The sequence below is a fragment of the Roseateles flavus genome (assembly GCF_039872765.1).
Lineage (GTDB): Bacteria > Pseudomonadota > Gammaproteobacteria > Burkholderiales > Burkholderiaceae_C > Roseateles_B > Roseateles_B flavus.
Genome location: NZ_JBDPZC010000004.1, coordinates 206675 through 229694, shown reverse-complemented (window position 1 = coordinate 229694; position 23020 = coordinate 206675). Strand labels below are relative to the sequence as shown.

The window sequence follows — 23020 nt, the reverse complement described above, 5'->3', positions numbered from 1 at the left end:
GATCAGCTGCGCTTGCGGGAAGTGGCAGCGCCGCGGGACTTGGACCCCGTGTCGGGGGCGTGGGTTTCGGCCCCCCGCATCGCATCGCCGCGGTCGACCTGTTGGCCCAGCGGCGTGATGCAGGAGGCGATGACGCGCTCAAAACCCTTGCCGGCGCGATCCAGCGCGCCGGGGCTGCGCATGAAGCGCGCGTCGTGGTGAAGCGAGAGGATCAGGCCGTGCAGCTCGAAGAGGATCTGCAGGGCGTCAGCATCCGGGCCGAGGTGACCTTCTTCCTTGGCCAGCAGGATGGCCTTGTGCAGGGCTGCGTGCCAGGCCTTGACCATGGAGACCAGAGCGTCACGCACGGGGCCGGGGCGGTCGTCGAACTCGACGGCGCCGGAGATGTAGATGCAGCCCGAGTCGATTTCCACCGACACGCGGCGCACCCAGCGCTCGTACAGGGCGCGCAGGCGAGGCAGCCCACGCGGTTCGCGGATCGCCGTGAAGAAGACCTCTTCCTCGAATTTGGCGTGATACTCACGCACCACCGCGATCTGCAGTTCCTCGCGGGAACCGAAATGGGCGAAGACGCCGGACTTGCTCATCTTGGTCACATCGGCCAGCGCGCCGATGGACAGGCCCTCCAGGCCCATGTGCGAGGCCAGTCCCAGGGCCGCCTCCAGGATGGCGGCACGCGTCTGCTGCCCCTTCTGCAGGGAGCGGACGGCGCGGCGCGGAGCCCGGGTCTCGGGCTGGCTGGCGGGCGGGGTGGCGGTGGGCACGGTGGTCTTTCGTGAGCGCTGAGGGCGTCAATAATAAAACGAACGATCGTTCTATTTTTGCCCAAAAGACCGTGTGCTGCACAAGCCTCGCACCCGGCTTTCTAGGGGCATCCGCCTAGAAGCGCACGCTCGGCGGCCCGGCTTCAGGGAGAACCCTGAGATTTGCTGCGGTGCAGCAGCAAAGACTGGCAGGCAGCGTCTCCAAGGGCCCCGGCTCCCCGCCCCGGCAAGGCGCGGACCCGCCAGTCTGCGCGGCCCCCATGACAGGCGCTTGACGGGGTCGCCGCCTGCCCACAAAGCCCATGAATGCAGGCCGCTTCGGGGCTGACGCCTTGAGTCCGTTGGCGGACCTGCAGTACGCTGCAGGCTTGGAGGTCAGCGCCGTGGATGTTCTGCAACTGGATGTCTCGGGGCGACCGCAGGCCTGGATCACCACCCGGGACGCGGCCGCCCTCTATGCGAATGACGGCATCGCCTGGACGCTGGGCGAGCCCTGCCAGGTCCTGCGCGGCGGGCTGCAGCGTCGCACGGGGCTGCAGTCGCGCATCGAGGTCCACCCCATCATCGCCGTGCGCGGGGCCGTGCCCTCCCGGGCCTGGCGCCAGGAACCCGCCCTCTCCAACCACAAGCTTTTCGCCCGCGACCGCTACCTCTGCGCCTACTGCGGCCGCGCCTTCCCCGAGGACGACCTCACCCGCGAGCACATCGTCCCCAGCTCCCGCGGCGGGCGCGACAGCTGGATGAACTGCATCACCGCCTGCCGCAGCTGCAACGGCCGCAAGGCCGACCGCCTGCCCGAGGAGGCGCGCATGAGCCTGCTCTACCTGCCCTACGTGCCCAGCCTGCATGAGGACATGATCCTGCGCGGCCGCCGCATCCTGGCGGACCAGATGGAGTTCCTGCTGGCGAGCGTGCCCAGGAGCAGCCGGCTGCACGGATAGCGCGGCGCTAGCATTCCGGGCTTGATCCACTGCTGCAAGTTGCCCATGCCCTGGAATTGCCGCGTCATGAACCGCAAGGGTGAACTTGCCATCTACGAGGTCCATGACGATGACGACGGACGGGTGCAGGGCTACAGCGCCGAGCCGTCGTTTCCCGCCGCGCCAGACCTGGACGCGCTTCAGCTGAACTGCGAGCTGTACCTGGCAGCGCTCCGCGAGCCCGTCCTGACCTACGAGTAGCGGGGGGCGTACAGGAGGCTCACCTCCCTGACGCAGGCCCATCCCGCCGCATCTCCACCGAGCCAGGCCTTGATGGCCGAGCCTTGCGCGCTGGCCCCCCGCCTCTTCTACGCCGAAAGCCCGGCCATGAAGGCCTTCCACGATGCCTACGACCCCGGCCTGTTCCCCTTCCTGGCTGAGGCCATGGCGATCTACGCCGACAGCCATCTGTAGGCCTGCGCCCCCTGCACCATCTCCAGACGCTCGGTGGCGTCCACTTGGACGCCGGGGTCGAGCACTCAGGGTGTCAGCGCCGCCATCTCCACGGCGCCTGGCTCGGGCAGAGACATGCCCCCCAAAAATCAGCTATTGGCCGATTGTTCGACTGCGCCAAGCCAGAAAAGATCAGGGGCAGAACCGTCCGAGCCGGAGACAGCCGTGAAGACTCCTGACGATCGTGGCCCCCGACACGCCCCTCTGCCCGCATCGGCGCAGGCCCCTGCCGCGACGCCTCCCGGGCCGGAGCCCCTGAACGCGCTGCAAGCCAAGACCCGGCAGTCGCCCCGGCTGATCGCGCAGCGCCGCTGCATCGCAGCGCTACGTGGGGATCCGGTGGCGCCAGGCGAAGGTGAGGGCGTGGCCCAGGCAAGCGTCGGGTCCGGGATCGATCTCACCGCAGGAAGCGCCGCGCAGCCCCTTCCGGCGCCTGGCCCCCTGGACGACGGAGACCAGCCCACGCTGCAGGGCAAATTCACTTGCAACAAGGAGAAGACCGTCATCGATGACGGGTCGCTGGACAACGCACAGCAACGCATTGCATGGCACCTCCCCGGGCACCTTCAAGAGTTCATCGACGACAGGAACTCAGATACCGAGCACTCTCTTTCCCATTGGCTGAACACCCACATAAAGGCAAGAGCCGGCTACCTTGCCTCACTGAGGAACGTAAAAGCCATCACTGCCCTCATCTCCGAAGAGGAGAAATCCCGCCAGGCTACCCCACCCGTCGCAGACCAGCCGAATGCAAGCGCAAGCAGTCATAGTTCAGACGCAGCGCAACTGCCGCCCGAAAAAATCACCCTCCCTGAAAATAACACGCAGGGCACCGCACCCGCCCAACAAGGTCAAACTGACGAAGAACCCAAAGAAACCGACAAAACCGACACAACCAAAAAGCCTGGCATCCCTGAATACATAGACAACATCATAGAAGGCGCGGAAAAATCCCTTGAAAACCTGGCGACCGCGTTCAAAGATGATCCGTCCCGACTGCCACGAGTAAAACTCCTCCAAGAACAGCTGCCCAATTTTCTGCGTGAGCTGCAAGCCGCAAAGGATGAACTCAAAAAAGCTTCTCCAACTGAAATGAAGCGCATCGAAAAACAAGACGAGGCCGCCTGGAAAATGGACTCTCTAGATATTGAAACCGTCAAAAAATGGGAGGCTGCCCCGCCGGAGAAGGATGACAATGCCCGAGCCTACCTTCGAAAAATTGAAATGGTATTCACAGCCTTGTCGGCAGAGTCAGGCGGAGGATTTTCTGCAGCTGGCCGGGCAGAAGCCATTGAATGCAAGTTCAAGAAAGAAGATCCCTCCGATGATACTGAATGGATTTGGAAAGCAGATATTGGAAAAGGACCAATTGGCAAGCCGGGACACGTTGCCTACACAAGCTCAAACCACCAGGGCGACTCAAATCCATACGAGAAATCAAAAAACCTCAAAAGCAAGAGCAGCTCCATAGCAGCCCTCGACAAAAATGGCGGCAAAGACGAACACACGGCAAAGTACAGCAAATCCAACCCCATCGCATCTGCCGGCCGAGGGGACGGTCAAATCGCCGCAATGGAAAATGTCAGCGCCAATATATATGCACTTCACCACAATATCACCGACGCAGCGCGCCGGCGTTGGGAATGGCTACACATTCGGGCGGCATCGCTCGGTGGCCCGACCAATGCGAGCAACCTGGTACTCGGCACACGAGACTGCAACACGTTCATGATGCCGTTCGAGTCCAATATTGCCGCCGCAGGGAAATTTCTCAAAGAAAAGGATTTGCGCCTGAATGTCACATGGAGCGCCAGTGACCGAACCGGGAAGGCCGCCCACGCCTACAACTCAATAAAAATATCATGGCAATTGCTTGATTCAGAAGAAAATCACGTCGACTCACGGGAAGCCAAATTTTCTCCGCTGGCGGAAGCCTCGCCTCTCTCAAAGGATCACATCTATCATCTGCAAGGCCTGCTGAAAGCGTGGCGCACCAAGCACCTTGAATAGAAGCCTGACCAGATCCGGGCGAGCGCTGGCCATCCATCGAAGGGCACACGCAGCACGGCGGCACGCCACGCGCCTGTCGTCACAAAACGTACACAATACTCCGACCTGCTCGCCACGCGCGCCACAGCCAGCGGCGGCCTTCGCTGGGTAAAGTTGCATCAGCCGTCAACGCCACCGGCATCGCGTTGGAGGCACAAGACACCTGCCGGAGAACCATCCACATGAACAAGACCTTCACCCTTTGCGCCAGCGTCCTCGCCCTCAGCCTGCTCGGCGCCTGCTCCACCAGCAACCCGGACGTCGTCTCGCGCAATGAAGCGCAACGCATGTCCCAAGTCGTCGACGCCACCGTGCTGAGCGTGCGCCCCGTGACCGTGGACGGCAGCCAGAGCGGCGCCGGTGCCGTGACCGGCGGCGTGGTGGGCGCGGTGGCCGGCTCCTCGGTGGGCGGCCGTCGCGAGGGCCAGGTCGTGGGCGTGCTGGGCGCCGTGGCCGGTGCCGTGATCGGCAATGCCATCGAGCGCAGCGCCACCCGCGAGGAGGCCCTGGAGATCCTGGTGCAGCTGCGCAATGGCGAACGCCGCTCCGTGGTGCAGGCCAAGGGCCAGGAGAACTTCGTCGCGGGCGATCCGGTCATCCTGGTGACGACCGGCGGCAAGACGCGTGTGAGCCGCGCTCCCGTGGTGAGCCAGCCCGCGCCCGCCCACTGATCCTTGCCCCCAGGCTCAGGGACTGAGCCTGCCAAGCCCCGAGGCCCGTCGTGCCGGCTCGTCAAGCCCGCACCGCGGGCCTTTTGCATGGGTCCTGGCACGCGGTCTGCCTCCGGGCCGGCCCGGTCGAGGGTGACGACCGGCCCCCCGCATCCTGGGGACGCCCTTCAGGGGGGGCTGCCGTGAGGCCCGCAAGCAGCGATGCTTCGCCCCATCGCCAGCGTCGTGAGTCCCCGACATGCCCAGCCTCAGCCTCGACTTCTACTTCGCCCCCTATCAAGTCCGTGCCTCCCAGCACCCGGAACTGCATGAGCTGCCCGCCTCCCTGGAGGGGCTGGAAGTGCATGACAGCACCCTGGCGGAATGGCTGGAGGTGGGATCCGGCTTCGACCAGCTGACGCCGATGGAGCTGGTGGACACCGAGCTGCTGGACCGCCTCCCCCCCAACTGAGCCCGGCACCGGAAGCGGGAATCAGGCGGGCCGCGGACGGCGGCATTCAACGCAGGGCACCGAGGTGCCCCTTCAACGCACGTTGGCACCGAGGTTCCCAGTCAACACACCCGGGCGCCGAGGCGCCCCGTCAACACACCCAGGCGCCAAGGTGCCCAGTCAACACCAAAGGGCGCCGTGCGGGCCCCGGCCCAGCGGCTCAGCGCAGCAGGCCCACCGAGATCTCCGTCTCGGGCAGATTGGGCATGAAGGCATGCCGGGTGGTCTTGTAGGGCAGCAGCTGCTCGCTCTCCACAAAGCTCATCAGCTCGCCCAGGGTATAGCCGCGGCCCGAGGCCCAGCAGCGCACGTCGATGCGCTTGTCACCGTACTGCAGGGGGATGCAGGGCAGGCGGCGCAGGCCCAGCAGGCGCGCGGCGGCCAGCCGGTGGTTGCCGTCCATCACATAGCCGCTGCCGGCCTCCACGGGCAGGGCCGAGGTCCACAGGCCCAGGGCCGAGATGCGGTTCGCCAGCTCCTGCACATGCGCGTCGTCAATGACCTCCGACTGGCGGAAGAACTCGATGGGGCGCACGGCCACGAGGTAGCGCACCTGGCTGCGCACGGCGTCGGTGTTGGCCTGCTCCAGGTCGCCGCCAGCCTCGGCGGGGGGAGCGAAGATGCGGTGGACTGTCTCCGTCATGGTGTCAGCTCACTCGGCAAAGAAGCGGGACGGGGTGAAAGGGGCGGCGGGTCGGCAGGACCTGCGGCGGGCGGTTCGGACTCATTCTTGGCTCCCTGGCCCGGCGGCTGCTAACGCGCTGCCGGTGCGCCTGGATTTTCACCAAAGCCGCGGCAAATGTCCCGCCCAAAAGCCGGCCGCAGGATGTACGAACGAACAGGTTTCCCGGCTTGCACCCTTCGCTATCCTTCGGCCCGGTCGACGCCAGCCTTGCACGGGATGCCCCTGCGTGCTGGATCCCACGCCCGACAGCCCCCAGAACTTCGCAGGCCCACCATGATCGCCGTGCACCTCCACGCCGTCGCCAAGACCTACCACCTCGATGCCGTGGGCGTTGCCGCGCTCCAGGACATCAACCTGGAGCTGCGCGCCGGCCTGCTGACCGTGATCAGCGGCGCCTCCGGCAGCGGCAAGACCACCCTGCTCAACCTCATCGGCGGCCTGGACCGCCCCGATGCCGGCCGCATCCACGTGGCCGGCCACGACATCGTCGCGATGGACGACGACCAGCTTTCCGACTTCCGCGCCCGCCACCTGGGCGTGGTCTTCCAGAACTTCAACCTGCTGCCGGTGCTCAATGCCGCGGAGAACGTCGAGTACCCGCTGGTGATGCTGGGCATGGACAAGGCCGAGCGCAAGGCGCGCGCCGCCGAGATGCTGGCCGCCGTGGGCCTGTCCGAGCAGGCCCGGCGCCGCCCCGGCGAGCTTTCGGGCGGGCAGCGCCAGCGCGTGGCCATCGCCCGTGCGCTGGCGGCGCGCCCGCAGCTGGTGCTGGCCGACGAGCCCACGGCCAACCTCGACAGCCAGACCGGCGCCAGCATCATCGAGCTGATGCGCCAGCTGCAGCGCGAGCAGCAGGTCAGCTTCGTCATCTCCTCCCATGATCCGCAGGTCCTCGCGGCTGCCGACGACACGGTCCGCATCAAGGACGGCCGCATCGTCGAGCTGCGCCGCGCCGACGCCCTGAAGGTGGCCGCATGAACACGCTCTCCCTGGCCTGGCGCAATCTGCTGCGCAACCGCCGCCGCTCCATCACCACGCTGCTGGCCATGATCGTCGGCGCCAACGCGGTGCTGCTCTTCGGCGGCTACAGCCGCAACATCACCTACGGCCTGCAGACCGACTACGTGAAGTACGGCGGCCACCTGCAGATCCAGCGCGAGGGCTACTACCGCTACGGCAGCGGCAACCCGGCCGCCTACGGCCTGGCACAGTACCGCGAGATCATCGCCGCCATCCAGCAGGACCCGGTGCTCAAGCCCCTGGTGCTGGTGGCCACGCCGACCCTGCAGCTGCAGGGCATCGCCGGCAACTTCGGCGCCGGCGTGTCGCGCACGGCCCTGGGCCTGGGCGTGGTCGTCGAAGACCAGAACCGCATGCGCGCCTGGAACGGCTACGACTTTCCCGTGCAGGTGCCCCAGATGGCCCTGACCGGCACCGGCCCCGAGACCGCCGTGCTGGGCACCGGCCTGGCTCGCGTGCTGCAGCTGTGCGGCCCGCTGAAACTGCAGGACTGCCAGGGCGCCGCCGTGAAGCCCGCGGCCACCGCCAATGCCAGGACCGACGTGCCCGCCGACCTGCCCGCCGACATCGCCGACCTCGGCACGCTGGCCAATGGCCCGGCCACCGCCGCACCGTCCTCGGCCGCCGCCATCGAGATGCTGGCCGCCACGGCGCAGGGCGCCCCCAATGTGGCCCGCCTGCAGGTGGTCAAGGCCGAGGAGCAGGGCGTCAAGGAGTTCGACGACGTCTACGTGGGCCTGCACCTGGCCCAGGCCCAGCAGCTGGTCTTCGGCAAGGAGGCGCCCAAGGCCACGGCCATCGTGCTGCAGCTGCAGCACACCGATCAGATTCCCGCCGCCAAGGCACGCCTGGAAAAGCTGCTGGCCGAGCGCTTCCCGCAGGAGCCCGTCGAGGTGCTGGACTTCAGCGCGCTCAACCCCTTCTACGGCCAGGCCCTGGCCATGTTCGCGACGCTCTTCGGCTTCGTGGCCCTGTTGATCGCCGCCATCGTGCTCTTCACCGTGGGCAACACCATGAGCATGGCAGTGATCGAGCGCACCGTGGAAATCGGCACCCTGCGCGCCATGGGCCTGCGCCGCGCCAAGCTGCGCCGGCTCTTCATGCAGGAAGGCCTGCTGCTGGGCATCGTGGGCGCCGTGCTGGGCGTGAGCATCGCGGCCAGCCTGGCCGGCCTCATCAACCACAGCGGCCTGACCTGGACGCCGCCCGGCCGCTCGCCGGTGCCCCTGATCATCCGGGTCTGGGGCGAGACCGGCCTCATCGCCGGCACGACGGTGGGCCTGATCCTCGTCGCCTCGCTCTCGGCCTGGCTGCCCTCGCTGCGCGCCGCCCGCCAGAACATCGTGGACGCGCTGCGCCACGTCTGACCCTGACCCATTGCCTTCGTCCCCTCATCGCGGAGCCCTTCCCATGACCACCGTCCACCGTCTGCTGCCCCTGCTGATCTCCGCCCTGGCGCTGGGCGCCTGCGCCCCGCATGGCGACATGAACCACGGGCAGATGGCATCGCACCCCTCCCCCGACCTCAACCTGGCCCTGCAGCGCAACACCGACGGCGGCACCTACCGCGTCGAGCTGAGCCCGCCCGCCGAGCCGCTGCGCGTCAACAAGATCCACAGCTGGAACATCCGCCTGCTGGACGCCAACGGCCAGCCCGTGCCCGACGCCCGCATCGCGGTGGACGGCGGCATGCCCGAGCACGGCCATGGCTTCCCCACGCAGCCGCGCGTCAGCGCCGGTGGCGCGCCCGGCGCCTACGTGCTGGAGGGCATGAAGTTCAACATGACCGGCTGGTGGGAGATCAAGCTGGAGGTGCAGTCCGCCCGCGGCGCCGATCGCATCACCTTCAACACCGTGCTGCCGCCCTCGGCCTCCTGAGGCCGCGCACCCGCCTTCCCGCAGGACGACCGCATGCGCCGCTTCCAGACTCCCCTGCTCCTGTTGCTGGCCCTGGGGCTGCTGGCCGGGTCCCCGGTTCAGGCCCAGGGCGCCTCGGCCAGCGCTGCCGCCCCTGCCGTGAGCCCCGCCCTTGCCCGTGTGTCGGCGCCCGCCGAGGTCCACCCCTCCCAGAACCGGCTGACGCCCTACCGCCCCCGCCTGGGGCGCAGCAAGCCGCTGGTGGCCATCGTCGCCGAGAACTACTACACCGAGCTCACCGACTACGTGCTGCCCTACGGCGTGCTGAGCGCCGCGGGCGTCGCCGAGGTGCAGGCCCTGGCCACGCAGCCGGGTCCCATCCGCATGTTCCCGGCGCCGATGAACGTGGAGCCGCAGGCCACCACCGCCCGCTTCGACCAGGAACACCCGGAGGGCGCCGACTACGTCATCGTGCCCGCCGTGCACAAGGACGACGACCCCGCGCTGCTGGCCTGGGTCAAGTCCCAGGCGGCCAAGGGCGCGACCATCGTCGGCGTGTGCGACGGCGTCTGGGTGCTGGCCCGCGCCGGCCTGCTGGACGGGCGCCGCGCCACCGGCCACTGGTACTCGCGCGAAGACCTCCGCAAGAAATTCCCCCAGGTGCAGTGGCAGCAGCAGCTGCGCTACGTCGAGGACGGCCGCGTGATCACCACCACGGGTGTCAGTGCGACCATCCCCGTCTCGCTGGCCCTGGTCGAGGCCATGGCGGGCACCGAACGCGCCACGCAGCTGGCCCGCGAACTGGGCGGGGCCGGCATGGCCTGGTCCGCCCAGCACCCCAGCGAGCGCTTCCAGATGAGCTGGAAGCACAAGCTCACCATCGGCGGCAATGCCATCGCCTTCTGGTCCCACGAGGACGTCGGCATCCCGGTGGACCAGGGCGTGGACGAGATCGCGCTGGCGCTCAAGGCCGAGGTCTACTCCGCCACCTACCGCTCCACCGCCCTGGCCGTGGCGCCCCGCCCCGGCCTCGTCAAGTCGCGGCGCGGCCTGAGCATCGTGCCCGACCGCGTGATGGGCACCGATGCCCCGCGCCGCATGCTGTCCGCCCCCGATGCCAACGAACCCCTGCAGGCGCTGGACCAGGCGCTCAAGGGCATTGCCAGCGACTACGGTCCGCGCACCGCCGCCTGGGTGGCGCTGCAGATGGAATACCCCGGTTACTGAAAGCCCCCAGACCCGCCACCAGGTGTCGGGCCCCCCGAGGGGGCAGAAAGCCTGGGGCGGTCCGGCGTTTCCCTGAGAGCCCCGCGCCATCCGGCAAGCGCGCCCAGCAGGCGGCGCCGCGGCGCCCCGGCTCACCACGCCACGTCCCCACGTCCTTGACTGAGCCCATGTCCGAGTCAACGCCTCTCACCGCCCCGTCGGATCCCGCCCTGCACTCCTGGGTGGCGCTGCTGCGCGCGCAGGCGACCCGCCGGCCGGATCATGCGGCCCTGGTCTTCCTGCCCGACGGAGAACGCGAAGGCGCGCGCCTGAGCTACGCCGAGCTGGACCTGCGAGCGCGCGGCCTGGCCGCCGCCCTCCAGGCCCAGGGCCTGCAGGACCGCCATGTGCTGCTGATGCTGCCTTCGGGCCTGCACTACGTGCTGGGCTTTCTCGCCTGCCTCTACGCGGGCGCCATCCCCGTGCCGGGCTATCCGCCCAGCAACAGCATGCATGCGCAGCGCATGGCCCACATCGCCAGTGACTGTGAGGCCCGCGCCGCGCTGGTCAGCGCCACCCAGGACGGCAGCGAGGCCCTGCGCGAGGCCTGCGAGGGCCTGGCCTGCCCCATCCTGCGCATCGACGACGACGCCCGCCTGCAGGGCGAGCCCGCCGCCGCCTGCGTTCCCGAGGCCTGGCAGCCGCCGCTGCTGGACCGCGACAGCGTGGCCTATCTGCAGTACACCTCCGGCTCCACCAGCCAGCCCCGCGGCGTGATCGTCACCCACGGCAACCTCCTGGCCCACGCGGCCGGCTGGCATTGCGCGCCGGGCCTGGGCGAGGACGACGTCTTCGTCAGCTGGCTGCCCCTGTTCCATGACATGGGCCTGATCCTGGGCCTGCTGCAGATGTTCCACGAGGGCGGCACGGTCGTGCTGATGCCGCCCCTGGCCTTCGTGCAGCAACCGCTTCGCTGGCTGCAGGCCCTCAGTCGCTACCGGGGCACGGCCAGCTATGCGCCCAACTTCGCCTACGAGCTGTGCTGCCAGGCCGCCGAGTCCCAGCCCGCGCTGGCGCTGGACCTCAGCCATTGGGCCGTGGCCGGCAACGGCGCCGAGCCGGTGCGCGCCGAGACCCTCGCCCGCTTCCACCGCCAGTTCGCCCGCCACGGCCTGCGCGCAGAGGCCCTGAGCCCGGGCTACGGCCTGGCCGAGGCCACGCTGACCGTCACCCGCCAGCCCCGCCTGCAGGCCCCGCCCGTCGTGCGCGCCAGCAGCGTGGCGCTGGCCCGCGGCCTGCTGCAGCCGGCCAGCGCCGACGAAGCCTTCACCGAGCTCGTCGGATGCGGCCAGGCCTGGCCGGGTGCCGAGGCGGTGATCGCGGATCCGCAGCGCGCTGAAGCCTGCCCCGACGGCCGCATCGGCGAGATCTGGGTGCGTGGCGAGGTCGTCGCCCAGGGCTACTGGCGCCAGGCGGCGCTGAGCGAGCAGGCCTTCCACGCCCGCCTGGGTGATGGCCGCGGCCCCTGGCCGCGGCCCCTGGCTGCGCACCGGCGATCTCGGCGCCTGGCATGAGGGCCAGCTCTTCATCACCGGCCGCATCAAGGACGTCATCGTGATCCGCGGCCAGAACCACTATCCGCAGGACCTGGAACGCAGCGCCCAGCAGGCCCACCCGGCCGTGGCCGGTGCGCAGGGCGCGGCCTTCGCCGTCCAGCTGGCGGGCCAGGAGCGGCTGGTGCTGCTGCAGGAAGTGCGCCGCTCCGAACGCCACCGCCTCGACGGCGAGGCCATCACCCAGGCGCTGCGCGAGGCCATGGCGGCCAGCCACGGCCTGCATCTGCATGCCGTCTGCCTGCTGCGCCCGGCCAGCCTGCCCATGACCTCCAGCGGCAAGATCCAGCGCCATGCCTGCCGGCAGCGCTTCCTGGACGGCGGACTCAAGCCGCTCTACCAATGGCAGGACACCGCCACGCCCGCGGCCCAGGGCACGACCGCATCGCCCGCCAGCGCCGAGCTGTCCCGCTGGCTGCTGGCGCGCTGCGCCGCACTGAGCCACCTGCCGCAGGAGCTGCTGAGCCTCGAGCAGAGTTTTGCCAGCATGGGACTGGATTCCATGGACCTGGTCACGCTGTCCGGAGAGCTCTCCGCGCGCCTGGGCCGCCGCGTCGAGCCCACCCTGCTCTACGCGCAGCCCTGCATGGCCGCGCTGCTGGCCGCACTGGCCAGGGAGGCGCCGGCCACCGCGCCCACCGCCACGACAGCGCCGCAGGACGAAGCCATCGCCCTCATCGGCATGGCCTGCCGCCTGCCGGGTGCCGACGGCGCCGAGGCCTTCTGGCAACTGCTGGACCAAGGCCGGGACGCCATCACCGAGGTGCCCGCAGACCGCTGGGACGCTGAGGCCCTCGCCGGCGAAGGGAGCGGCCGCAGCGCCAGCCGCTGGGGCGGCTTCATCGAGGGCATCGACCAGTTCGACGCCGCCTTCTTCGGCATCTCCGCCCGCGAGGCCGATGCCATGGACCCGCAGCAGCGACTGCTGCTGCAGGCCTGCTGGCATGCGCTGGAGGACGCTGGCCTGCGCGCCGACAGCCTGGCGGGCAGCGACACCGGCGTCTTCATCGGCGCCATGACGCATGACTACCAGCTGCTGCAGCTGCGCCATGGCCAGGCCCTGGACGCCTACTTCGGCACCGGCAACCAGGCCAGCATCCTGGCCAACCGCCTGTCCTATGTGCTGGGGCTGCAGGGGCCCAGCTGGACGGTCGAGACGGCCTGCTCCTCCTCCCTCGTGGCCCTGCACCAGGCGCGCCGCGCCCTGCTGGACGGCGACTGCAGCCTGGCCCTGGTCGGCGGCGTCAACGCCCTGCTGGCGCCGGAGCTCTACGTGGCCCTGTCCCAGGCCCAGATGCTCTCGCCGGACGGCCACTGCCGCGCCTTCGACGCCCGCGCCAACGGCTATGTGCGGGCCGAGGGCTGCGCCATGGTCGTGCTCAAGCGCCTGTCCGAGGCCCAGCGCGACGGCGACCGCATCCTGGGCCTGCTGCGCGGCTCCGCCGTCAACCAGGACGGCCGCAGCAACGGCCTCACCGCGCCCAACGGCCCTGCCCAGCAGGCGGTGATGCGCAAGGCCCTGGCCAGCGCCGGCCTGCAGGCTCAGTCGGTGAGCTACCTGGAAGCCCACGGCACCGGCACGGCGCTGGGGGACCCGATCGAGATGGAGTCCATCCAGCAGGTCTACGGCCGCAGCGAAGGCGCGCCGCTGTGGGTGGGATCGGTCAAGAGCAATATCGGCCATGCCGAGCCCCTGGCCGGCCTGGCCGGCCTGTGCAAGGTGCTGCTGGCCCTGCGGCACGAGCGCATTCCCGCCAGCCTGCATGTGCAGCAGCTCAACCCGCTGCTGCGCCTGGAGGGCAGCGGCTGCCAGGTCGCCCGCGAGGCCCAGCCCTGGCCGCGCTCCGACCTGCCGCGCCGCGCGGCGATCAGCTCCTTCGGCTTCGGCGGCACCAATGCGCATGTGATCGTCGAGGAGGCGCCCGGCGTGGCGCCCGGCGCCGCGGCGGCCGGTGAGGCGCCGGCGCTGCTGGTCCTGTCCGCCCGCAGCGATCGCGCGCTGCAGCAGCTGGCCCTGGCCTATGCCCAACGGCTCGAGCACGCGCCGCCACCGCTGCAGGCCCTGTGCCAGGCCGCGGCCCTGCGCCGCTCCGCCCTGACGCACCGCCTGGCCGTGGTGGCCGGCGATGTGCCTGGCCTGGCCACCGCGCTGCGCGCCCATGCGCAAGGCGAGCAAGACCCGACCCTCTTCACCGCCGAGCACGCCCAGGCGGCCCCGCGCCGCACCGCCTTCCACTTCACCGGCCAGGGCAGCCAGTACGCCGACATGGGTCGCGGCCTCTACCGCAGCGAGCCCGTCTTCCGCCGCTGCATGGACCACTGCGCCGCGCTGCTGCAGCCCTGGCTGGGCTTCTCGCTGACCGAGGCTCTCTATCCGGAGGCCGCCGGCGCCCCCACGCCCCTGCGGCTGGACGACACCGCCCATGCCCAGCCCGCGCTCTTCGCGCTGGAGTGGTCCCTGGCCCAGCTGTGGGCCGCGGCGGGCGTGCGCCCGGACGTGCTGCTGGGCCACAGCCTGGGCGAGTACGTGGCGGCCTGCCTGGCCGGTGTCTTCAGCCTGGCCGACGGCCTGCGCCTGGTCGCAGAGCGCGGACGCCTGATGAGAGACCTCTGCCCGCCCGGCGCCATGCTCGTCCTGCAAGGCCCCGCGCCGGCGCTGCAGGCCTTCCACCAGGAGACGCAAGCCGGTGGCGAGCTGGCGCTGGCCGCTCGCAATGCGGCCGACTGCATTGTCCTGGGCGGCAGCCTGGAGGCCGTCGACGGCGCGCAGGCCCGCGCCCTGCAGCTGGGCCTGGAGGCCCGCCGCCTGCCGGGGCAGCGCGCCTTCCATTCGCCCGACATGCAGCCCATGCGCGCCGCCTTCGCCGAGGTGCTGGGCGGCATCACCCTGCAGGCACCCCACCTGCCCCTGGTCAGCAATCTCGACGGCCAACTCTGCGGCGAGGCCCTGGCCTGCGCCGACTACTGGCTGGACCACGCCTGCCAGACCGTCGAGTTCGAGCGCTGCCTGCAGACGCTGGCGGCCCAGGACTGCGGCCGCCTCATCGAGATCGGCCCCGACCCCGTGCTCAGCAGCCTGGCCCGCCGCCACCCCTTGCTGGACGGTCCCGGCCGCCTGTGGCTCGCCAGCCTGCGCCGCGGCCGCGACGAAGCCTCGCACTGGCTGGAGGCCCTCGCCCGCTGGACCGTGGCCGGCGGCGAGACCGACTGGCCGGCCTGGTACGCCGCCCGCGGTGCCGACTCGGCCCAGGCCTGGCAGCAGGTCGGCCCACTGCCCGCCTATCCCTTCCAGACGGAGTCGCACTGGTTCCAGCCCGGCGCCGGCAGCACGCTGCCCGCCGGCTCGCTGGGTCAGCGCAAGCCCGGCCCGGCCTCCGCGGTCGCGGCCGAACCGCAGTCCCGGCCCGCGCTGCCGGACACCCTGCTGCAGCTCCCGCCCGAGGCCGCCCGCCAGGCCTTGCTGGACCACCTCCGCCAGCTTGCCTTCCAGGTGCTGCGCCTGAGCAGCGCACGCCGGCAAGACCTGACCCCCAGCTTCCCCGACACCGCGCTGAGCCAGCTGGGCTTTGATTCCCTGATGGCCCTGGAGCTGCGCAAGCAGCTGGCCCGCGACACCGGCATCGAGCTGCCGCTGCGCCAGCTGCTGGTCAACACCACCGCGCGCGAGCTGGCCGGCGTCCTGCACCGCCTGCTGCTGCTGCAGGACATGCGCCCCGCCGACGAGACAGCCAGCGCCGATGAAGGCCTGGAGGAGATTCTTCTGTGAACACCGAATTCAGCCTGAGCCAGCCCCCGGCCCTGGACGAGACCGCCGCGCCTGCCACCCCGCCGGACAGCATGGAAGCCCTGCTGCTGCGCCTGCGCCAGCGCGGCATCCAGCTGCAGGCTGAAGGCGCGCAGCTGCGCATCTCAGCGCCCAAGGGAGCCCTGGACGACGATCTGCGCGCAGCGCTGAGCGCCGGCAAGTCCGAGATCCTGCGCCTGCTGCAGAGCCAGGAGCGCCGCAGCGCCCTGCCCCAGGTCCAGCCGCAGCCGGCCCAGCGCCACGAGCCCTTCCCGCTCACCGACGTCCAGCACGCCTACTGGATGGGCCGCCAGCCCTTCGTGGAGCTGGGCGGCTTCTCCACCCACTGCTACTTCGAGTTTCAGCGCGCCGGCCTGGACATCGAGCGCCTGGAGACGGCGCTGCAGGCCCTGATCCTGCGCCACGACATGCTGCGCGCCGTGATCAACGAGGACGGCACCCAGCGCGTGCTGCCCGAGGTACCGCCCTACCGCATCGAATGCCTGGATCTGCGCGCGCTGAACGCCCGCGACGCTGAATCCGCCCTGCTGGCCCAGCGCGAGCAGCTCTCGCACAAGCGCGGCCCGGTCGACCGGTGGCCACTGTTCGCCATCCGCGCCGCGCGGCTGCCAGGCGAGCAGCTGCGGCTCTTCGTCAGCCTGGACATGCTGATCATCGACGCCTCCAGCATGTTCCTCTTCTTCCAGGAATGGCAGCAGGCCTACGAGGACCCGCAGCGCCTGGCCCCGGCCCAGGCCTTCAGCTACCGCGACTACGCCCTCTTCGAGCAGACCCTGCACGAGCAGCCCGAGTTCCAGCGCGCCCGTGACTACTGGAGCGCCCGCCTGGACAGCCTGCCTCCCGCACCGGGCCTGCCCCTGGCCCGCCAGCCGCATGAGCTGGCCGAGGTGCGCTTCGAGCGCCGCGAGCAGCGCATCGCCGCCGCGGACTGGGCCCGGCTCAAGACCCTGGCCGCGCAGCACGGCGCCACGCCCACAGTGCTGCTGATGACGGCCTTCGCCGAAGCCCTGCGGCCCTGGTCCGCCACGCCGGACTTCAGCCTCAACGTGACCCTCTTCCACCGCTTCCCGGTGCACCCGGAGGTCGATCAGCTGATCGGCGACTTCACCGCCACCAGCCTGCTGGCGGCCCGGGCCCAGGCGGGCGACAGCTTTGCCGACCGCCTGCAGCGCCTGCAGGCGCAGCTGGCCGAGGACCTGGACCACCGCGCCTACAGCGGCATGCGCGTGCTGCGCGACCGCGCCCGCCACCTGGGCCATGCGCCCGGCGCGGCCATGCCCGTGGTCTTCACCAGCACCCTGGCCCTGGACGGCCGGCAGTCCACCACCGGCGGCCTGAGCTTCTTCGGCGACATCGTGCACGGCGTCAGCCAGACCCCGCAGGTGTGGATGGACCACCAGATGGCCGAGTTCGACGGCGAGTTGCGGCTCTTCCTCGACGCCATCGAGGACCTCTTCCCCGCCGGCCTGCTGGACGACTGCTTCGGCGCCTACGCCCAGCTGCTGCGCACCCTGGCGGCCGATCCCGCGGCCTGGGCGCAGCGCCCGCTGCCCGCCACCCTGCCCGCGCGCCATCTGCCGCTGCTGGCACAGCTGAACGCCACCGAGGACCCCGCCATCGGCCACGGCCTGCTGCAGGACGGCCTGATCATCCAGGCCCGCCGCCAGCCCGAGGCCCTGGCCGTGATCGCGGCCGACGGCCAGCTGTCCTACGGCCGCCTGGCCCGCGAGGCGCTGGTGCTGGCGGAGGCCCTGCAGGCCCTGGGCGCCGGGCGCGAGCAGCCCGTCGCCGTGATGATGGACAAGGGCTGCGAGCAGGTCCTGGCCGTCTACGGCGTGCTGATGGCCGGCGCCGCCTACCTGCCCATCGATCCTCGCCTGCCGGCCGAGCGCCGCCGCCATCTGCTGAGCGCCAGCGGTGCCCGCCTGCTGCTGACGCAAGCCGCCCACCACCCCGGGCAAGACCTGACCCCGGGCCTGAGGGTGCTGTGCCTGGGCGACGAGGCCCTGGCCGCGCCGGCCATCGCGCCGCCCCCGGCAGCCACCCGCCCCGGCGACCTGGCCTACGTGCTCTTCACCTCCGGCTCCACTGGCGCGCCCAAGGGCGTGATGATCGAGCACGCCCAGGCGGTGAACACCCTGCAGGACATCAACCGCCGCATGCAGGTGGGCCCGCGGGACCGCGTGCTGGCGCTGTCGGCCCTGCATTTCGACCTCTCCGTCTATGACCTCTTCGGCGTCATCGCCGCCGGCGGCTGCCTGGTGATGCCGGACCCCGCACGCCTGCATGACGCCCAGCACTGGGCCGAGCTGGTGCAGGCGCACCGCGTGAGCCTGTGGAACTCGGTGCCGCAGCTGCTGCAGCATTTCGTCGAGCATCTGGAGCATCTGCAGGCCCAGGGCGATCCCCTGCCCGGCGGGCTGCGCCAGGCCATCCTCAGCGGGGACTGGATCCCCGTCGGCCTGCCCGACCGCGCACGCCGCGTCTGCCCCGACCTGCAGCTGCTGGCCTCGGGCGGCCCCACGGAGACGGCCATCTGGTGCACCCAGTACCCCATCGGCGAGGTCGACCCGGCCTGGTCCAGCATTCCCTACGGCCGGCCGCTGGCCAACCAGCGCATGTGGGTGATGGATGAACTGCTGGAGGAGCGCCCGGTCGGCGTCACCGGCGAGATCTGCATCGGCGGCGCCTGCGTGGGCCGCGGCTACCTGGGCGACGAGGCCCAGACCGCCCAGCGCTTCCTGCGCCACCCGCGCACCGGCGAGCGCCTGTACCGCTCGGGCGACCTGGGACGCGTCACGGCCGAGGGCCAGATCGAGTTCCTCGGCCGCCAGGACCACCAGGTCAAGCTCAACGGCCTGCGCATCGAGCTGGGCGAGATCAACGCCTGCCTGCTGCGCCAGCCCGGCATCCGCCAGGCCTGGACCGGCGTGCGCCGCGAAGGCGCGCAGAAGCAGCTGGTAAGCCTGCTCGTGCTCGACCCGGACGACGCGGCCGCCGCCGCCCGCCTGGCTGACGGCTCCCTGCGCCAGGCCCTGGCCGCCTGGCTGCCCGACTACATGCTGCCCCAGCGCTTCCAGCGGCTGGAGGCCCTGCCCCTGAGCGCCAACGGCAAGGTGGACGCCGCCCAGCTGCAGGCCCTGCTGCAGGCGCAACAGGCCGAGGGCGCGGCGCCCGCGGCACAGACCGACGCCGCCGCCCAGGCCCTGCAGGAGCAGCTCCTCCCCCTGTGGCGCTCCCTGCTGGGCCGGCAAGACCTGACCCCTGCGCAGAGCTTCTTCGACGTCGGCGGCGATTCCCTGCTGGCCCTGCGCCTGCTCAGCCGCGTGCGCGAGCAGCTGGGCCTGGCGCCCGCGCTCCAGGGCCGGCTGATGCAGTGCTTCTTCCAGCAGCCCCGCCTGGCGGACTTCGCCGCGGCGCTGACCCACCTGCAGCAGGACCCGCCGGCGCAGGGCGAAGACGAACTGCCCCTCATCGAGCCCACCGCGGCACCAGCGGGCGAGGACTTCCCCGCCGCCGACGTGCAACTGGCCTTCCTGATGGGCGACGGCGAGGACCTCGAGTTCCATGTGCGCACCCACCACTACGTCGAGGTGGAGATGCCCGCCTTCGACCCGGCGCGCTACGAGCAGGCACTGCAGCGCGAGCTGCAGCGCCAGGCCGCCAACATCGTGGTGGCCACGCCCGAGCTGCGCCTGCGCCCCGTGCAAGACCTGACCCCGCTGCCGCTGAGCCTGGACGACTGCCGCGCGCTCGACGCTCCGGCCTGCGAGGCCCGCCTGCTGGCCACCCGCGCCCGCATGGAGCGCCAGCCCCTGCCCGTGCACCACTGGCCCTGGATGGACGTGCACGCCACCCTGCTGCCCGGCGGCCACGCGCGCCTGCACATCAACTGCAATGCCGTGTTCTGGGACGGCTTCGGCACCCAGCAGTTCTTCGCCAATGTGGAGCGCTGCTACCGCGAGCCCGGGCTCGTGCTGCCGCCACTGACCCTCACCTTCCGCGACTGCGTGCTGGCCCTGGAGCGACTGGAGCAGGGCCCCCAGGGCGAGCGTTCGCGCCGCTACTGGATGGAGCGCCTGCCGAGCATGCCGGCCGCGCCCGCCCTGCCGCTGAAGCCGCGCCTGAACCGCCGCCAGCGCTCGATGATGAAGCGCCGCGAAAGGGACCTCAGCGCCGCCCAGTGGCAGGCCCTGCGCCAGCGCTGCGAGGCCCGCGGCCTGCGCCCCGAGGCCGGGCTCTTCGCCGCCTATGCCCAGATCCTGTCCTTCTGGAGCGGCTCGCGGCACTTCCTGCTCAACAACATGGTCTCGCACCGTCTGCCGATGCACGAGCAGATCTTCGAGATCGTGGGCAACTTCTCCGCGCTGTACCCGCTGGAGGTGGACTGGCGCGAGGGCGGAGGCTTCGCCGAGCGCTGCCGCCGCCTGGATCAGCGCATGCAGCAGGACGCGCAGCACCTGCACTGCAGCGGCGTGCAGGTGCTGCAGGCCTACAACCGCGTGCACGGCCAGGCCGGCCGCGCCGCCTGCCCCTTCGTGGTGGGCAACGGCCTGGCCATGAAGCCCTTCACCCGCTCCCTGCACGGCTGCCTGGAGACCCCCCAGGTGCTGCTGGACAACCAGTTCTTCGGCCTGGAGGACGGTGGCATCTGGATCACCTGGGACGTCTTCGAGGACGTATTCCCCGCCGGCCAGGTGGACGCCATGTGGCAGGCCTATGCGCGCCTGCTGGACCAGCTCGCCCACGACGATGCAGCCTGGGACAGCGAGGGCTTCGACCTGCTGGACGAGGCCGCCCGCGCCCTGCGCCGCGACTACAACGACAGCGCCGCCCCGCGCCCCGAGGGCCGTCTGCTGCAGGACGGCCTCCTGGAGCAGGCCCGCCGGCAAGGCGATGCCCTGGCCCTGGTCGCCGAGGGCCAGCGCCTCAGCTACGCGCAGCTGGCCGCGCAGGCCCTGGCGCTGGCCGGCCAGCTGCAGGCCCGCGGCCTGCGCAGCGCCGAGCCCGTGGCCGTGCTGCTGCCCCGCGGCCCCTGGCAGGTGATCGCCGTGCAGGCCATCCTGGCAGCCGGCGGCGCCTATGTGCCCATGGACCCCCAGTGGCCGACGCAACGCCTGCAGCAGCTGCTCGACAGCACCGGCGCGCGCCTGGCCCTGTGCCTGGCCGGGCTCGATGCCCCCGCGCTGCCGGGCCTGCACTACCTCGCCGTCGACCAACTTCCTTCTGGCCCCGCCTGGCAGCCGCCCGCCGCCAGCGAGACGCAGCTCGCCTACATCATCTTCACCTCGGGCTCCACCGGCGTGCCCAAGGGCGTGATGATCGACCACCGCGGCGCGCTCAACACCATCGCCGACGTCAACCGCCGCTTCGGCGTGAGGCCAGCGGACGTGCTCTTCGGCGTGTCCTCGCTGTACTTCGACCTCTCGGTCTACGACCTCTTCGGCAGCACCCTGGCCGGCGCCCGTCTGGTGCTGCCGGACGCGGCCACCGGCGTGGACCCTTCGGCCTGGCTGCACCAGATGCAGGACGAGGGCGTGACCGTGTGGAACTCGGTACCCGCGCTGATGCAGCTGCTGGTGGATGCCGCGCTGGCGGCCGGCGTGCAGCTGCCGCAGCTGCGCCTGGTGATGCTCAGCGGGGACTGGATCCCGGTGACCCTGCCCGAGCAGGTCCGCCGCATCGCGCCCAATGCCCAGGTGGTGAGCCTGGGCGGCGCCACGGAGGCCTCGATCTGGTCCATCGTCTACCCCATCGGCAGCGTGCCGGCGGACTGGCCCAGCATCCCCTACGGCCGCCCCCTGGCCAACCAGCGATGGCATGTGCTGGACGAGGACGGGCGCGAGCTGCCCGACGGCGTCACCGGCCAGCTGCACATCGCCGGCACCGGGCTGGCCCTGGGCTACTGGGGGGACGAGGCGCGCACCGCCGCCGCCTTCATCCGCCACCCGCGCAGCGGCGAGCGGCTCTACCGCACGGGCGACCTCGGCCGCCTGCTGCCCGAGGGCCAGATCGAGTTCCTGGGCCGCGCCGACTTCCAGGTCAAGATCCAGGGCTACCGCATCGAGATCGACGAGATCGAGCACGTGCTGCTGGCCCACCCCGGCGTGCGCGGCGCGGCGGTCATCGTGGTCGGCAGCCAGGCGGGCAAGCAGCTGCAGGGCTTCCTCATCGCCGACGAGGAGCTGGACCTGGCGGCCGTGCAGGCGCATGTCGGCGCCCGCCTGCCGGCCTATATGGTGCCCAGCCGCCTGCAGCGCCTGGCCCAGCTGCCGCTGACTGCCAACGGCAAGGTGGACCGCAGCGCCCTGGCCGCCATGGCGGTCAACGAGCCCCGAGAGCAAGGCGGCGTGGCGCCGCGCAATGCGCTGGAGCGGAGCCTGGCCGAGATCTGGTCGGCCGTGCTGGGCGTGCAGCCCGGCGTGCATGACGACTTCTTCGCCCTGGGCGGCCAGTCCTTCGCCGCCGTGCGGGTGATGACGCGGATCGAGCAGCAGCTGGGCCTGCGTCTGCCGCTGTCCCTGATGCTGGAGGGCCGCACCATCGCCGCCCTGGCCCAGGCCATCGAACAGGCCCGGGCCCAGCGCACCGACGCCCCGGCCGTGGCCAGGCGCTCGCGCGCCCTGGTCTGCCTGCAGCAGGGCAGCAGCCAGGAGCCGGGCTGGTACTTCGTTCATCCGGCCGGCGGCCATGTGCTGTGCTACCGCGAGCTGGCGCAGAGCATGCCCGGCCACTTCCATGCCTTCCAGGCGCCGGGCCTCTCCAATGACGGTGCGCCGCTGGACGAGGTGCCGGCACTGGCCGCCCACTACCTCACGGCCCTGCGCCAGCACCAGCCCCAGGGCCCCTACCGCCTGGGCGGCTGGTCGTCGGGTGGCACCATCGCCTTCGAGATGGCCCGCCAGCTGGAGGCCGAGGGCGAGCAAGTCGCCTGCCTGGCCCTGCTGGACACCCCGGCCCCGCTGGCCGGCGAGCCTCAGGCTCCGAGCCCGCGCCAGCTGCTGCAGTGGTTCCTGCAGGACCTGGAGGCGCCGCTGTCCACCGACATGCTGGCGCAGATCCAGACGCAAGACCTGACCCTCGCGGCCGCCCTCTCGCTGCTGCACGGCCAGGGCCTGGCCCGCCACCTGGACGCCCGCGCCCTGCAGGCCGTGCATGCGGTGTTCTGCGCCACGGTCGACGCCTGCCAGCGCTACCGCCCCGGCCCCGTCGGCCTGAACGCACCCCTGCTGGTGCTGCAGGCCAGCGAGGGCGAGGTGGCCGAGTTCGCTGGCCACCCGGATGCCCACCGCAGCGACTGGGGCTGGCGCGCCTACGCCGCCGGCCGCCTGCGCAGCCTGCGCGTGCCCGGCAGCCACTACAGCCTCTTCAAGCCCCCTCAGCTGGACGGCGTCGCCGCCCTGCTGCAGACCCCCTTCTGAACTGAT

Annotated in this window: 15 protein-coding genes; 13 read left to right on the top strand and 2 right to left on the bottom strand. The window is 70.9% G+C overall.

Annotation, left to right across the window (positions count from 1 at the left end; genetic code table 11):
• Positions 1 to 2 precede the first annotated feature (2 nt).
• Entirely contained in the window at positions 3 to 764 is a 762-nt protein-coding gene (locus ABDJ40_RS10835) for a TetR/AcrR family transcriptional regulator (RefSeq protein WP_347609529.1), read from the bottom strand.
• 383 nt (positions 765 to 1147) lie between these two features.
• On the opposite strand from ABDJ40_RS10835, the gene ABDJ40_RS10830 reads away from it, so the two are divergent.
• The 6 genes from ABDJ40_RS10830 (at position 1148) to ABDJ40_RS10805 (ending at position 5368) form a co-directional block, all read left to right on the top strand.
• Entirely contained in the window at positions 1148 to 1705 is a 558-nt protein-coding gene (locus ABDJ40_RS10830; RefSeq protein WP_347609527.1) for an HNH endonuclease, read from the top strand.
• Between the two features lie 66 nt (positions 1706 to 1771).
• A complete protein-coding gene (locus ABDJ40_RS10825) occupies positions 1772 to 1945 on the top strand; it encodes a hypothetical protein (RefSeq protein WP_347609525.1) in 174 nt (57 codons plus the stop codon).
• 72 nt (positions 1946 to 2017) lie between these two features.
• A complete protein-coding gene (locus ABDJ40_RS10820; protein WP_347609523.1) occupies positions 2018 to 2158 on the top strand; it encodes a hypothetical protein in 141 nt (46 codons plus the stop codon).
• A gap of 204 nt (positions 2159 to 2362) precedes the next feature.
• Positions 2363 to 4207, top strand: coding sequence for a hypothetical protein (locus tag ABDJ40_RS10815; RefSeq protein WP_347609521.1), 1845 nt, complete (start codon positions 2363 to 2365; stop codon positions 4205 to 4207).
• 221 nt (positions 4208 to 4428) lie between these two features.
• Positions 4429 to 4917 carry an outer membrane lipoprotein gene (locus ABDJ40_RS10810; RefSeq protein ID WP_347609519.1) on the top strand — a complete coding sequence of 163 codons (489 nt, stop codon included), beginning with the start codon at positions 4429 to 4431 and terminating at the stop codon, positions 4915 to 4917.
• A gap of 238 nt (positions 4918 to 5155) precedes the next feature.
• Entirely contained in the window at positions 5156 to 5368 is a 213-nt protein-coding gene (locus tag ABDJ40_RS10805; RefSeq protein WP_347609517.1) for a hypothetical protein, read from the top strand.
• 199 nt (positions 5369 to 5567) lie between these two features.
• On the opposite strand, the gene ABDJ40_RS10800 is transcribed toward ABDJ40_RS10805, so the two are convergent.
• The gene (locus ABDJ40_RS10800; protein WP_269630119.1) at positions 5568 to 6050 is read right to left on the bottom strand and encodes a ParB N-terminal domain-containing protein; all 483 of its coding nucleotides are present in this window, start codon (positions 6048 to 6050) and stop codon (positions 5568 to 5570) included.
• Between the two features lie 315 nt (positions 6051 to 6365).
• Here ABDJ40_RS10800 and ABDJ40_RS10795 point away from each other — a divergent pair, with 315 nt between their 5' ends.
• From ABDJ40_RS10795 to ABDJ40_RS10765, 7 genes are all read left to right on the top strand, one after another.
• Positions 6366 to 7070: an ABC transporter ATP-binding protein gene (locus ABDJ40_RS10795; protein ID WP_347609514.1), complete on the top strand. Its 705-nt coding sequence runs from the start codon at positions 6366 to 6368 to the stop codon at positions 7068 to 7070.
• On the top strand, positions 7067 to 8479 hold the full coding sequence (locus ABDJ40_RS10790) for an ABC transporter permease (protein WP_347609512.1): 1413 nt from the start codon (positions 7067 to 7069) through the stop codon (positions 8477 to 8479). Before ABDJ40_RS10795 ends, ABDJ40_RS10790 begins: the two co-directional genes overlap by 4 nt.
• A gap of 43 nt (positions 8480 to 8522) precedes the next feature.
• Positions 8523 to 8990, top strand: a complete 468-nt coding sequence (locus ABDJ40_RS10785) for a FixH family protein (RefSeq protein ID WP_269630122.1) — start codon at positions 8523 to 8525, stop codon at positions 8988 to 8990.
• A gap of 33 nt (positions 8991 to 9023) precedes the next feature.
• Positions 9024 to 10196: a DJ-1/PfpI family protein gene (locus ABDJ40_RS10780; RefSeq protein WP_347609509.1), complete on the top strand. Its 1173-nt coding sequence runs from the start codon at positions 9024 to 9026 to the stop codon at positions 10194 to 10196.
• 167 nt (positions 10197 to 10363) lie between these two features.
• Complete coding sequence (locus ABDJ40_RS10775; RefSeq protein WP_347609507.1) at positions 10364 to 11749, top strand: AMP-binding protein; 1386 nt, start codon at positions 10364 to 10366, stop codon at positions 11747 to 11749.
• Positions 11688 to 15554, top strand: a complete 3867-nt coding sequence (locus ABDJ40_RS10770) for a beta-ketoacyl synthase N-terminal-like domain-containing protein (RefSeq protein WP_347609505.1) — start codon at positions 11688 to 11690, stop codon at positions 15552 to 15554. The genes ABDJ40_RS10775 and ABDJ40_RS10770 overlap by 62 nt, the downstream gene beginning before the upstream one ends.
• Positions 15551 to 23014 (top strand): amino acid adenylation domain-containing protein, encoded by a 7464-nt coding sequence (locus tag ABDJ40_RS10765; protein ID WP_347609502.1) that lies wholly within the window; start codon positions 15551 to 15553, stop codon positions 23012 to 23014. Before ABDJ40_RS10770 ends, ABDJ40_RS10765 begins: the two co-directional genes overlap by 4 nt.
• Positions 23015 to 23020 lie beyond the last annotated feature (6 nt).